General features: G+C 69.4%; 12 protein-coding genes. 3 read left to right on the top strand and 9 right to left on the bottom strand.

Annotation, left to right across the window (positions count from 1 at the left end):
* Positions 1-18 precede the first annotated feature (18 nt).
* From OHA61_RS04480 to OHA61_RS04495, 4 genes are all read right to left on the bottom strand, one after another.
* Positions 19-432, bottom strand: coding sequence for a tyrosinase cofactor (locus OHA61_RS04480; protein WP_406301798.1), 414 nt, complete (start codon positions 430-432; stop codon positions 19-21).
* A 307-nt stretch (positions 433-739) separates the two neighbouring features.
* The gene (locus OHA61_RS04485) at positions 740-1,486 is read right to left on the bottom strand and encodes a succinate dehydrogenase/fumarate reductase iron-sulfur subunit (protein ID WP_324974459.1); all 747 of its coding nucleotides are present in this window, start codon (positions 1,484-1,486) and stop codon (positions 740-742) included.
* Positions 1,483-3,459, bottom strand: a complete 1,977-nt coding sequence (locus OHA61_RS04490) for a fumarate reductase/succinate dehydrogenase flavoprotein subunit (protein WP_406301799.1) — start codon at positions 3,457-3,459, stop codon at positions 1,483-1,485. Before OHA61_RS04490 ends, OHA61_RS04485 begins: the two co-directional genes overlap by 4 nt.
* A gap of 1 nt (position 3,460) precedes the next feature.
* Positions 3,461-4,165 (bottom strand): succinate dehydrogenase, encoded by a 705-nt coding sequence (locus OHA61_RS04495; RefSeq protein WP_406301800.1) that lies wholly within the window; start codon positions 4,163-4,165, stop codon positions 3,461-3,463.
* An 84-nt stretch (positions 4,166-4,249) separates the two neighbouring features.
* Here OHA61_RS04495 and OHA61_RS04500 point away from each other — a divergent pair, with 84 nt between their 5' ends.
* A complete protein-coding gene (locus OHA61_RS04500; protein WP_406301801.1) occupies positions 4,250-5,140 on the top strand; it encodes a LysR family transcriptional regulator in 891 nt (296 codons plus the stop codon).
* A gap of 34 nt (positions 5,141-5,174) precedes the next feature.
* Here the strand turns inward: OHA61_RS04500 and OHA61_RS04505 are convergent, their stop codons facing one another.
* From OHA61_RS04505 to pip, 4 genes are all read right to left on the bottom strand, one after another.
* Positions 5,175-7,343: a putative bifunctional diguanylate cyclase/phosphodiesterase gene (locus OHA61_RS04505; RefSeq protein ID WP_406301802.1), complete on the bottom strand. Its 2,169-nt coding sequence runs from the start codon at positions 7,341-7,343 to the stop codon at positions 5,175-5,177.
* On the bottom strand, positions 7,340-8,152 hold the full coding sequence (locus OHA61_RS04510; protein ID WP_406307274.1) for an SAM-dependent methyltransferase: 813 nt from the start codon (positions 8,150-8,152) through the stop codon (positions 7,340-7,342). Before OHA61_RS04510 ends, OHA61_RS04505 begins: the two co-directional genes overlap by 4 nt.
* Before the next feature lie 222 nt (positions 8,153-8,374).
* Positions 8,375-9,373: an SCO0930 family lipoprotein gene (locus tag OHA61_RS04515; protein ID WP_324974443.1), complete on the bottom strand. Its 999-nt coding sequence runs from the start codon at positions 9,371-9,373 to the stop codon at positions 8,375-8,377.
* Between the two features lie 206 nt (positions 9,374-9,579).
* The gene (pip, locus tag OHA61_RS04520) at positions 9,580-10,545 is read right to left on the bottom strand and encodes a prolyl aminopeptidase (protein WP_406301803.1); all 966 of its coding nucleotides are present in this window, start codon (positions 10,543-10,545) and stop codon (positions 9,580-9,582) included.
* 271 nt (positions 10,546-10,816) lie between these two features.
* On the opposite strand from pip, the gene OHA61_RS04525 reads away from it, so the two are divergent.
* Entirely contained in the window at positions 10,817-11,341 is a 525-nt protein-coding gene (locus tag OHA61_RS04525; protein ID WP_361917526.1) for a hypothetical protein, read from the top strand.
* 90 nt (positions 11,342-11,431) lie between these two features.
* Here the strand turns inward: OHA61_RS04525 and OHA61_RS04530 are convergent, their stop codons facing one another.
* Positions 11,432-11,965 (bottom strand): hypothetical protein, encoded by a 534-nt coding sequence (locus tag OHA61_RS04530; protein WP_361904866.1) that lies wholly within the window; start codon positions 11,963-11,965, stop codon positions 11,432-11,434.
* A 311-nt stretch (positions 11,966-12,276) separates the two neighbouring features.
* On the opposite strand from OHA61_RS04530, the gene OHA61_RS04535 reads away from it, so the two are divergent.
* Positions 12,277-12,927 carry a class F sortase gene (locus OHA61_RS04535; protein ID WP_406301804.1) on the top strand — a complete coding sequence of 217 codons (651 nt, stop codon included), beginning with the start codon at positions 12,277-12,279 and terminating at the stop codon, positions 12,925-12,927.
* The last annotated feature ends 54 nt before the right edge of the window (positions 12,928-12,981 follow it).

Here is a 12,981-nt window from a genome sequence, read left to right on the forward strand (position 1 = left end):
ACGGTGCGGGCTCCTGGATCAGGTGGCGTTGAGCGGGACGAGGGCGGCGCCCTGGAGTTCGGCGACGGCGGCACGGGCCACCGCGCGGGGCGTGGCGAACGTCTCGTAGTGGTTGACGACGCTGATCCAGGTGCCGTCGGCGTTGCGCATCACATGCAGTTCTTCGCCGTCGATGTGCACGGCGAAGCCGCCCCCGTGTCCGCCGCCGTGTCCGCCCCCGTGGTGTCCGCCTCCGTGATGCCCGCCCGCCTCGGAGGGCGCGCCTTGTATACGGCGGCCCTGGAAGACCTCGTCGAACGAGGCGGGTTCGGCCGAGGGGCCGGGCACGGTCCGCCCGGTCCGAGCGGCAGCGGCCGTTGTGCCCGCTACGGCCACCGCGGCGGCCGCTCCTGCGACGGCGCCCAGGGCGCGTCGGCGGGTGAGTTCAGGCATGGCAAATACCCCCAGATGTTTCGGTGCTTCGGCCGGTCACGGGCGTGGTCGGCGCCCGTGACCCGGCTCCATGCCTACCGGCTCACCCGAACTCCGGGGAAATCTCCGGGAATTGGTTGGCTGCTATGCGGACATGTCGCGATACGCAGTGCAGCGTTGAACAAGGTTGATCTTGCTGTCCGCGCGTCCCGTTGCCGCCAGAGACGTAAATTCTGCGGCGGATGTGACAGTTGCGTGAAGAGTTTGTTGCTCACATCGGGAAAACGTGCGCGGCCTCACACCGGGAAGCTGTCCGGAATCTCATGGCTCAGCGGCGGACCTTCCGGCTCGCCCGCAGCCACTCCTTGTTCATCGCGGCGATCGACGGCAACGGGATCCCCTTCGGGCAGGCCGTGGCGCATTCGCCGGTCAGGGTGCAGCCGCCGAAGCCCTCCTCGTCCATCGTCGCGACCATGTCGAGCACGCGCGTCTCACGCTCGGGAGCGCCCTGTGGCAGCACATTGAGATGGTTGATCTTCGCCGAGGTGAAGAGCATCGCCGAGCCGTTGGGGCAGGCCGCGACGCACGCGCCGCAGCCGATGCACTCGGCGTGCTCGAAGGCGAACTCGGCGTCCGGCTTGGGGACGGGCGTGGCGTGGGCCTCGGGTGCCGCTCCGGTGGGGGCGGTGATGTAGCCGCCGGCCTGGATGATCCGGTCGAAGGCGCTGCGGTCCACCACCAGGTCCTTGACCACCGGGAAGGCGGAGGCACGCCACGGCTCGACGTCGATGGTGTCGCCGTCCTGGAAGGACCTCATATGGAGCTGGCAGGTGGTGGTGCGTTCAGGGCCGTGCGCGTCGCCGTTGATGACCAGGCTGCACGCGCCGCAGATGCCCTCGCGGCAGTCGTGGTCGAAGGCGACGGGGTCCTCTCCGCGCAGGATGAGTTCCTCGTTGAGGGTGTCGAGCATCTCCAGGAAGGACATGTCCTTGGAGATCCCGTCGACCTCGTACGTGGCCATGGCGCCGGGCGCTTCGGCGCTGCGCTGGCGCCAGACGCGCAGGTTGAGCTTCATGCGTAGCTCCGCTGGGTGGGGTGGACGTACTCGAAGACCAGGTCTTCCTTGTGCAGAACGGGGGCGTCACCGCTGCTGCGCTCTCCCGGGGGACGACCCCCGGACCCCCGAAATTCCCAGGCAGCCACATACGAGAACTCCTCGTCGCGCCGGGCGGCTTCGCCGTCCTTCGTCTGGGACTCCTCGCGGAAGTGGCCGCCGCAGGACTCGGAGCGGTGCAGTGCGTCGAGGCACATCAGCTCGGCGAGCTCCAGATAGTCGACGACGCGGTTGGCCTTCTCCAGCGACTGGTTGAACTCTTCGCCGGTGCCCGGCACCTTGATGCGGCGCCAGAACTCCTCGCGGATCCGCGGGATGCGTTCCAGAGCCTTGCGCAGGCCCGCGTCCGTACGCGCCATTCCGCAGAACTCCCACATGAGTTCGCCCAGTTCGCGGTGGAAGGAGTCGGGTGTGCGGTCGCCGTCGACCGCGAGCAGCAGATTCAGCCGGTCCTCGGTCTCCGCGAGCACTTCTGCCACCACCGGGTGCGAGGCGTCGACGCTCTCGGTGTGCGGGTTGCGGGCGAGATAGTCGTTGATCGTGGACGGCAGGACGAAGTACCCGTCCGCCAGGCCCTGCATCAGCGCGGACGCTCCCAGCCGGTTCGCCCCGTGGTCGGAGAAGTTGGCCTCGCCGATCGCGAAGAGCCCCGGGACGGTGGTCTGCAGGTCGTAGTCGACCCAGAGCCCGCCCATCGTGTAGTGCACGGCGGGATAGATCCGCATCGGCACCTCGTACGGATTCTCGGCGGTGATCCGCTCGTACATGTCGAAGAGGTTGCCGTACTTCTCCTGAACCGCCGTGCGGCCCATCCGCGAGATCGCGTCGGCGAAGTCCAGATAGACGCCCTGCCCGCCGGGTCCCACGCCGCGGCCCTCGTCGCAGACGTTCTTGGCGGCGCGCGAGGCGATGTCGCGGGGGACGAGATTGCCGAACGACGGGTAGATCCGCTCCAGGTAGTAGTCGCGCTCGTCCTCGGGGATCTCGTTCGGCGGCCGGTCCTCGCCCTTCACCGCGGGCACCCAGATGCGGCCGTCGTTGCGCAGCGACTCGCTCATCAGGGTCAGCTTGGACTGGTGGTCGCCGGTGCGCGGAATGCAGGTGGGGTGGATCTGGGTGAAGCACGGGTTGGCGAAGTACGCGCCGCGCCGGTGGGCGCGCCAGATGGCGGTGGCGTTGGAGTTCATGGCGTTGGTCGACAGATAGAAGACGTTGCCGTAGCCGCCGGAGGCCAGGACCACCGCGTCGGCGAAGTGGCTGGAGATCTTCCCGGTGATCAGATCTCGGGCGACGATGCCGCGAGCCCGCCCGCCGACGACGACGAGATCGAGCATTTCGGTACGGGCGTGCATGGTCACGGTGCCTGCGGCGATCTGCCGCGACAGGGCCTGGTAGGCGCCGAGCAGGAGCTGCTGACCGGTCTGGCCGCGGGCGTAGAAGGTACGGGAGACCTGGACGCCGCCGAAGGAGCGGGTGTCGAGCAGTCCGCCGTACTCCCGGGCGAAGGGCACGCCCTGGGCCACGCACTGGTCGATGATCTCGACCGAGATCTGCGCGAGCCGGTGCACGTTGGACTCCCGTGCGCGGAAGTCGCCGCCCTTGACGGTGTCGTAGAAGAGACGGTGGATCGAGTCGCCGTCGTTGCGGTAGTTCTTGGCCGCGTTGATGCCGCCCTGGGCCGCGATGGAGTGGGCCCGGCGCGGGGAGTCCTGGTAGCAGAACTGCTCGACGTGGTAGCCCTGTTCGGCCAGTGTCGCGCCCGCGGCGCCACCCGCGAGGCCGGTGCCGACGACGATGACGGTGTGCTTGCGGCGGTTGGCCGGGTTGACCAGCATGGCCTCGAAGCGGCGCCGGTCCCAGCGCTCGGCGACGGGCACTTCTGGGGCCTTGGTGTCGGCGAGGGGCGCACCGACCGTGTAGTTGAGACGGCTCATGTCAGCCCACCACTCCTGTCATGACGGCGACGGGTACGGAGATGAACCCGGCCGTGAGCACCAGCGCGAGGACATTGGCGACGGTCTTGAGCGCGCGGTCGCGGGTGGCGTTGCCGACACCGAGGGTCTGGGCGGCGCTCCAGAAGCCGTGGCGGACGTGCAGCCCGACGGCGAGCATCGCGACGATGTAGATGACGTTGCCGTACCAGGTGGAGAAGGTCGCGACGACGTTCTCGTACGGATGACCCGGCTCGGCGTTCTCGTTCACCGTCAGCGTCGTCAGGTCGAGCAGATGCCAGACGATGAACAGCGCCAGGATGATCCCGCCCCAGCGCATCGTGCGGGTGGCGTAACTGGCCCGGCGCCGTTTGTGCGCGTACGGCACCGGCCGCGCCCTGAGGTCCCGCCTGCTGAGCTGGTACGCCGAGACCGCGTGCCCCACGACGGCCGCCAGCAGCACGACGCGGACGATCCACAGACCCCACGAGTAGTGCAGTACGGGCTCGCCCATGGTGCGCAGCCAGTGGCCGTAGGCGTTGAACTCCCCAGCCCCGAAGAAGACCTTGAGGTTGCCCATCACATGCGCGACCAGATAGCCGAGCATGATCAGGCCGCTCACGGCCATCACCGTCTTCTTGCCGACCGTCGATCCCCAGAAGGTGCGCGTGGGCGACGGTTTTCGGTCCGTCCTCGTTGCCAGAGCCATACCGGGAACGCTAGGGCCGGGATGCTCCAGAGGTCCAAGACATGATCCGGCTCATCTCCATAGCCCTGGCCTATCGTGGATGCCATGCAGTTCCAGCAGCTCGTCTACTTCGTGGCGGTCGCCGAGACCCGGCACTTCACCCATGCCGCCGAGCGTGTCCATGTCTCCCAGCCGTCGCTCTCCCAGCAGATCAGGGCGCTGGAGAAGGAGCTGGGCGCCGAGCTGTTCAGCCGGGCTCGCGGCAATGTCGCGCTCACGGACGCGGGCGAGGCGCTGTTGCCGCTGGCCCGCCGGATCCTCGCCGACACCGACACCGCCCGGCACGAGGTGCAGGAGCTGGTGCAGCTGCGCCGCGGCCGGGTCAGGCTCGGCGCGACACCCAGCCTCTGCACCGGGCTGCTCCCCGATGTGCTGCGCGCCTTCCACGATCTGCATCCGGGCATCGAGCTGCTGATCGAGGAGAGCGGTTCGCGCGATCTCGTGCGGGAGCTGGCGCGCGGCTTCCTCGATCTGGCTCTGATCGTGCTGCCGCTGCCGCCCGCTTCACCCGCGCTGACCACGGTCGAGCTGTTGCGCGAGGACCTGGTGGTGGTGTCGTCCGCATCGGTGCCCGGACCGCGGAGCCCGGTCCGGATCGCCGATCTGCGCGATCAGCCGCTGGTGATGTTCCGGCACGGCTACGACCTGCGCGAACTGACGGTCGCCGCGTGCCGCGCGGAGGGCTTCGAGCCGGGCTTCACCGTGGAGGGCGGCGAGATGGACGCGGTGCTCGGTTTCGTACGGGCGGGGCTCGGCATCGCGGTGGTGCCGAGCATGGTCGCCGACCGGGCCGGCCGCGACCTGCGGGTCACACCGCTCGCCCGGCCGGGACTGCGCCGCACGATCGCGCTCGCGCACCGCAGCGACGTGGCGCCGCCGCGGGCGGCCCGCGAGCTGCAGCGGGTGCTGCTCGGCTCACGGGCGGCGGTGCGTTAGCTACGGCCCCAGCTACGGCTACCGGACCGCCCGGTCACACCGCGTCCGCCAGAGACAGGGCGTGCAGCTTGTCCGGCGGGCCCGGGCGCGCGTAGTACCAGCCCTGAGCCGTGTCGCAGCCGAGTTCCCGCAGCTGCTCCGCCTGCGCGCCCGTCTCCACCCCCTCGACCGTGACCGCGAGTTCCAGGCTGTGCGCCAGCGAGACGATCCCCTCGACGATCTTCAGATCGACGGGGTCGGCCGGGTGGCGCTGCATTCCCTGGGTGAAGGAGCGGTCGAGCTTGAGGACGCTCACCGGCAGCCGGCGCAGGTTCGCCAGGTTCGAATACCCCGTGCCGAAGTCGTCGAGCGCTATGTCCACGCCCATCTCGGCGAGTTGGCGCAGCGGCTTGAGCAGATCCTCGTCCGCGCCGATCAGCGCGGACTCGGTCACCTCCAGGCAGAGCGCGCCCGGTTCGAGGCCGGAGCGCTCGAGGACGTCGACGGTGTCGGTGACCAGGCCCGGGTGGTGCAGCTGCGCGGGCGAGAGGTTCACATTGATCCGCAGCGGCCCGCCGTCGGAGTGCCGCTCCTGCCAGTATCTGGCCTGGCGTACGGCCTCTTGGAGCACCCAGCGGCCCAGCGGCACGATCAGTCCGGTGTGCTCGGCGAGCGGAATGAACTGGTCCGGTCCCAGCACTCCGTGCTGCGGATGGCACCAGCGTACGAGTGCCTCCGCGCCGTGCACGCTTCCGTCGCCCAGGTGCACCAGCGGCTGGTACTCGATGAAGAACTCGCCGCGCTCCAGAGCCGCGGGCAGCGCGGTGGTCAGACCGTGCCGGGTGATCGCACGGGCGTCCGCCTCCGGGTCGGCGAGCTCGAAGCGGTTGCCGCCCGCGGACTTGGCCCGGTACATCGTGATGTCGGCGCTGCGCAGCACCTCGGCCGGGGTGCGCTCGCCCGCGGGGCCCTCGACGATGCCGATGCTCCCACGGACCGTGAACTCCCGTCCGTCGACCCGGATGGGGGATGCGAGCGCGCCGAGGATACGGCCCGCGAGCTCGTCGACACCGATTTGCGTATCGGGTCCGGTGGTCAGCGCCACGAACTCGTCGCCGCCGAGCCGGGCCACCATCTCGCCCTGAGCGGTGGCGCAGCTCTGCAGCCGGTCGGCGACCTCCACGAGGAGCCGGTCGCCCGCCGCGTGGCCGAGGCTGTCGTTGATCGCCTTGAATCCGTCGAGATCGAGGTAGCAGAGCCCGAAGCGTGAGCCCTCGCCGCCCGACAGAGCCTTCTCCAGCCGTTCGAAGAAGAGCGTCCGGTTGGGCAGTCCGGTCAGGGCGTCGTGCGTGGCCTCGTAGCGCAGCCGCAGGTTGAGCAGCCGGCGCTCCGTGGTGTCCTCCATCAGCGCCAGCTGGTACTGCGGCTTGCCCTCGGCGTCCCGCAGCAGGGAGACCGTCAGATTGGTCCAGAGCACGGTGCCGTCATTGCGGAAGAACGGCTTCTCGACGCGGTAGTCGTCGCGCTCGCCGCGTACCAACTCCCGGTACAGCTCCCAGACATGGGGCCTGTCCTCGGGATGGGACCACTCGGTCACCTTCCGGCCGCGCACATGGTGCTCGAGGCCACCGAACATCCTCGTCAGGGTCTCGTTGACCTCGAGGATATTGCCTTCGAGGTCGGCGATCCCGATGCCGATCGCGGCTCCCTCGAACACCGCCCGGAAGCGGGCCTCGGTCGCGTGCAGCGCCTGCACGGCGTCGCTGCGGGCCAGCAGCGAGGAGCGGGCGATGGATTCCTGCTCGGCGAGGGTGCGCTCGCGCAGCCCCTGGGCGAAGCCGGCGGCCAGCGCGTGCTGCAGCTTCGCGCAGCGGGCCCGGCTCTCCTCGGCCGGCTGCTCGGGATCACCGCTGCCGCAGTAGAGCACCAGATAGGCGTCGACGACGCCGAGCGTGCGGCTGAGCGCCTCCGGGTGCGTGCAGTGGACGTCGATGAGGGCCGCGCCGATGCGCTGGGCGCTCTGCGGGTCGAAGGGGCGCGCGTGCAGCGACTGGCTCAACTTCCTTGCCAGCGGCAGCAGATGCTCCTCGACCTCGGGCCGGGTCAGCGACGTGGCCGTCACCGGGAACACGGCACGGCTCCAGATCGTCGCGAACCGGCGGAGTCTGTCCTCCAGGCCGTCCGGGTCCGCCGGGGAACCCGCCGCCTGCGCCGGCGCCATCACGCCTTGTGCCCCACCCCGGCGAAGCCCGAGAAGGCATATGGGTCCTCCTGCTCGGTGGGGGTGTCGGGCCGCCAGCGCGGCATGGACACCAGGCCGGGCTCGACCATCTCGTACCCCTCGAAGAACCGCGTGATCTGCTCGCGCGAGCGCATGATCAGCGGGTTGCGTATGTTCCGGTAGACGCCGACGGCGCCGCCCGCCTGTTCCTCGGACAGCGGGATGCCCTCGTACGAGGCGTGGGTGACGACGACGAGACTGCCAGGCGCGAGCGCGTCCCGCAGCAGGGCCACGGCACCGTACGGGTCGTCCTCGTCCTCGATGAAGTGCAGTACGGCGACGAGGAGCAGCGCCACCGGCCGCTCCAGGTTGAGCAGTCCGACGACCTCGGGGTGGTCGAGTATCTGCTGCGGCTTGCGCAGATCGGCGGAGACGACGGCCGAGCGCTCGTCGCCGTCCAGGACCGCCCGGCTGTGCGCCACGGCGACCGGATCGTGGTCGACGTAGACGACCCTGGCCTCGGCGCTGGCCTGCTGCGCCACCTCATGGACATTGCCGAAGGTCGGAATGCCGGAGCCGATGTCGAGGAACTGGGTGACGCCCTCGCTCACCGCGTAATTCACGGCCCGGCGCATGAACGCCCGGTTCGCCTGCATGATCTTGGGCAGGCCCGGCATGAACTCCATCGCCTTGCGGGCGGCTTCCCTGTCGACCTCGAAATTGTGCGAACCGCCAAGGTAGTAGTCGTAAATGCGGGACACGCTCGGCACCGATATGTCGATGCCCTGCGGGGCCCAGGCGGGACGCTCCATCGATGTCTCCAACAAGTCGCCACGGGGGAGTTCGGCCATGTCCATGGCCAGTGTTCGAGCCGAGGCTACTGATCGCCCGCCTGGAGAGCGAGCCCAAACGGAAATTAGCGGTCCGTTCTTGGTCACACGTGTTGCTCCGCACGGGTGTTGACATAACGACCGGCCCGCCTGCACGCGGGGGGCGTGAGACGGGCCGGCCGGGCCGGACGCGCAGCGTGGGGACTACTTGGGCGCTCCGACCAGCTTGCCCTGGGGAGAAACCGCGTACCAGGTGCCGCCAACGCCCTGACCGTTGGTGTCACCGGGCTTGGCGTCGCCCGCGAAGGTGTAGATCGGCCAGCAGTCGAGGCTCTGCTGCTTGATTCCGTCGGGACGGTTGAAAGTCACGAAGCCCTTCTTGATGATTCCCTCGGTGTCGTTCTTGTCGACAGGGGCCACAACCGGCCACTTCTTGAGGCAATCTCCAGTGCAGGCCGACTTCATGGGCCAGGCGGAGTCCTTCTTGAAGCGGTAGACCGTCATTCCGTTCTTGTCGACGATGATCTCGCCGAGCTTGGGGTCCTTGCGGACCGAGAGGCCCGCGAGATCCGCCTGCTCGCCGCCCGCTTCCTCGCCGCCGTCGCCGTAGCCGCCCTCGCCGGAGTCCGAGCCACCGCCGGCGCCGCCCGCGGCCTTCTTGCCGTCGGGGGCGGAGGCGAACCACGTGCCGCCCACACCCTGGCCCTTGGCGTCACCGGGCTTGGTGTCCTTGGCGTAGCGGTACATCGCCCAGCCACCGATGGTGAGCTGCTTGGTGCCGTCGGTCCGGGTGACCTCGCCGATCAGGGAGGGGTCGACGCCAGGAGCGGCCGAGGCACCGCCGGCGGCCACGATGGGCCAGGTCTTCGCGCACTCGCCTTCGCAATTCGACTTCGGCGGGCTGGCGGTGTCCTTGTCGAAACGGTAGAGGGTGAAGCCCGCGCTGTCGGTGACGACCTTGCCGAGCTCCTTGCTGTCCCACACGGCCAGCTGGCCGGCGGGCTTGGCCGCCGCCTGGGCCGCGGTGCCGGAATCGGCACCGTAGTCGGAGCCGTAGCCGCCGCTGCCGGGCTGCGCCGGGTTGACGGCGCCGACGGCCTGGCCGTTGGGGGTCTCGGTGCCCTTTTCCTGACCGCACGCCGTCGTCAGCGCGAGTACGGCCGCCGCAGTCACCGCGAGCGAGGCGTTACGCCAGGTGTTCATGTCCACTCCCGTTAGTCCATCGAACCTGTTGCGACGCGTGTGTGCGCCGTGTTCATGGCCCTAGGTACGGACAGCGGGGCGGGGTGTGTTCAACGCGTCGGGAAAAATATCCGAGGTCGCGAACGCGAATCGTCGAAATCCCGCTTCCATCAGGGGAATTCACCCCACAACGGAATGGCTTGATCTCAACTGCCCCACAGGTTCCTTCAGTCACTCAGGGAGCCGAACCGGTCCAGTGCTCCGCGCACCTGTGCCCGCATCGACCGGCTGCCCTTGTGCCCGGCGTCGTCGACGACCACGAGTTCCGCTCCGGGCCAGGCGCGCTTGAGTTCCCAAGGGGTTTCGAGCGGGCTGCTCAGATCGAGCCGGCCGTGGAAGAGCACGCCCGGGATGCCCTTCAGCCGGCCGGCGTCGCGCAGCAGGGCGCCCTCCTCCAGCCAGGCGCCGTGCGCGAAGTAGTGGGAGGCGATCCGTACGAGCGCCAGCCGCGCGGACGGCGGGCAGCCGCCGTAGGGACTGGGCGCGCCCTGAGGTTCCATGGACAGCACGGTGTCCTCCCAGCGGCACCACTCGGCGGCGGCCCTCTCCCGTACGCGGGTGTCGGGGTCCGCCATCAGACGCGCGTAGGCCGCCACCGGATTGACCTCGTCGTCGGCAACCGGGGCGAAGGAGCGGAAGCGGTCCCATGCCTCGGGGAAGAACCGTCCGACGCCGCGGTAGAGCCAGTCGATCTCGGACCGCCGGGTCGTGGTGACACCGTTGACGACTATCTGGGAGACCCTGTGCGGATACCGCTCGGCGTAGGCGAGAAGCAGCGTCGAACCCCACGAGCCGCCGAAGAGCAGCCAGCGCTCGATCCCGAGGTGCTCGCGCAGGCGCTCCATGTCGGCGAGGAGATGGCCGGTGGTGTTGTGGGTCAGATCGGACGCGGGGTCGGCGGCGTGCGGTGTGCTGCGTCCGCAGCCTCGCTGGTCGAACAGGACGACGCGATAGCGGTCCGGGTCGAAGTAGCTGCGTACACCGGTGGAACATCCGGATCCCGGGCCGCCGTGGACGACGAGTGCGGGTTTGCCCTGGGGGTTGCCGCAGACCTCCCAGTGGACGAGGTGCCCCTCGCCTGCATCGAGCATCCCCTGCTCGTACGGCTCGATCGGCGGATACAGCTCGGACATGCCTTGCGCTCCCTGTCTGTACGGATGGGCTCGACCGCCCAGTACATCCCGGCGCGGGGCACGTCCGCCCCTCCTTTCTCATGCGTCGGCCCGGACAACGCCCCGACACCTCCTGGCCGTCCGCCGCACGGGGGACACGGATGCCCCATTCGCGCTACAGCGATCGCGGGGGGTAACAGCCGCTTCTAGCGTTTCGGGCATCGAGGTGCATTCCCCGCATTTTGTGGAAACCGGTTCCGCAGCTGCTCCTCGGAGACCCGGAGGACTGACCATGCGCGCGAAACGTGCCGCATCCGCCGCTCTGCTGGGAGTGGCCTCACTCACTCTGACCGCCCCCGTCGCCATGGCCGCCGACAGTCAGGTGTCGTCGCCCGTCTTCAGCGTCGCCCCCTCGACCGTCTCGCCGGGCGGCCGTGTCACCCTGTCCGCCACCGGATGCAACACGACCTCCACCGCCTCTTCCGGGATCTTCGACACCGTCAGCATCAGCCCGGGCTCCTCGGCCACGGTCACCGTCGACCTCGATGCGCGCCCGGGCGCCCAGTACTCGGTCCAGTTCAACTGCCCGGGGCAGGGCACGGGCTCGTTCAACCTCACCATCAGCGGCGGCCGGTCCACGCCGACCATCAGGACCACCTCCACCTCCAGCGCTCCCGCGGGTGTCAGGGGCGGGCTGGGCGGCAGCATCGGCGGGCTGAACGCCGGGGAACTCGCCGCGGGTACCGCACTGGTCGTGGCCGCGGCCACCGGCACCATCTTCGTCGTACGCAGACGCGCGGAGAGCCGCCGGCACTGACACTGATCGACCCGTAACCGCCCGTCGCCCCGAGTCCTGGCCAGGACTCGGGGCGACGGGCGGTAGGGGGTGTCCGGGAGGTTCGGCCGGTCAGACCTTTCCGCTGATCATGCGGCGGCGCCGGACGATGAAGAGCGAGCCGCCGACGGCCGCCGTGGCGACGAGTCCGCCGCCGATCGCCATTTCGGTGCCGCTCGGGCCGACCGAGCCACCGAGGCCGCCCATCGCGCCGCGGGCCGCCAGCACGGTGAACTGCGCGGTCGCCACGTTCTGGCTGTCGTTGCACCTGACGGCCAGGTTGTACTGTCCCGGCGCTGCGTTGTCGTTGACCCGCGCGGTGGCGGTCGAGATGCCGTTGCGGGGCTGGGAGAGATTGGTCTGCGGGAAGGCGTTGGACGTGACCGTGCCGCCGCGGTTGCAACCCCGGACGGTGACGGTCAGGGAGCCGCCCTGGTGGACAGCCTCCGGGCTGACGGAGAGGACCTGGACTCCGCCGTCGCCCCCCTGCCCTCTTCCACTCTGACCACCTTGGCCGACGTCGCCGCCCGCGGCGGCCATCGGGGCAGAGAGCCCGACGGCCGCGATGGCGGCCGCGGCCACTGCGAGAGCGCGTGATGCACGCATCGTAGAACCTCCTGTGGAAGACGCCCCAAAGCGGCGCTCCGGGAGATTCGACGAGTACGTCTTCCACGACGAACCCTCACCGGGCCTGACAACCCCCGCATTTCGGAATTGGTCCCTTCCGGTGAGCGACACGCCGACGACACGCCGAAAGATCTGACGGAGTCCCAGGTCACAGACCGTCAGAACTTTTATCCGACAAATACGTCGGATGGGCCAGCCCCGCCCGGCCCGCCACCCGTTCGCCCCTCCCTCCTCGCCGGTCCCCCCGCGCTCACTTAGCGTGCGTACAGGGCCTACGAAAAGGGAGAGTCATGGGCGAGTTGTACAGCGGCTCGGAGTCGAGGAAACGCTCGCCCTGGGGCGTACTGGCCCTTGTCATGCTCACCGGGTTGGCGATGATGAGGAACGGCGTCGATGTGGGCCTGGGCCCGCCCCAGCCGGCGGCCGCCGCATCGCAGAGCCGCCCCGGCGAGACCTTCGCCCCTCTGGTCGCCGCTCGGACACTGCCGTACGCCCCCGCGGAACGCGTACGCATCCCCGCGATCAAGGTCGACGCGCCGGTCATGAACGTGGGTCTGGACCCCGACGGCTGGATCGAGGCACCGCCGCCCCAGGACCCCAATATCGCGGGCTGGTACCAGAACGGCATCTCCCCGGGTCAGCGAGGCACCGCGGTCGTCGTCGGCCACGTCGACAATCTGTCGGGGCCCGCGGTCTTCTACGGGCTCGGCTCCATCGAGAAGGGCGAGCACATCGAGGTCGCCCGCTTCGACGGGAAGACCGCGGTCTTCGAGGTGTACGGAGTCGAGGTGTTCTCCAAGGCGAACTTCCCCGGTGCCCATGTGTACGGCGACACGGGCTATGCCGAACTGCGCGTGATCACCTGCGGCGGCGGTTATTCGAAGGGCCGCGGCTACGACGGCAACGTCGTCGTCTTCGCCCGGATGGTCAAGGTCCGCTGACCCGAGCCCGGATGAGCCGTCCCCCGCCAGTCCGCCGCCGTTCGCTGCCGCTGC

The organism is Streptomyces sp. NBC_00885 (assembly GCF_045207475.1).
Taxonomy (GTDB): Bacteria; Actinomycetota; Actinomycetes; order Streptomycetales; family Streptomycetaceae; genus Streptomyces.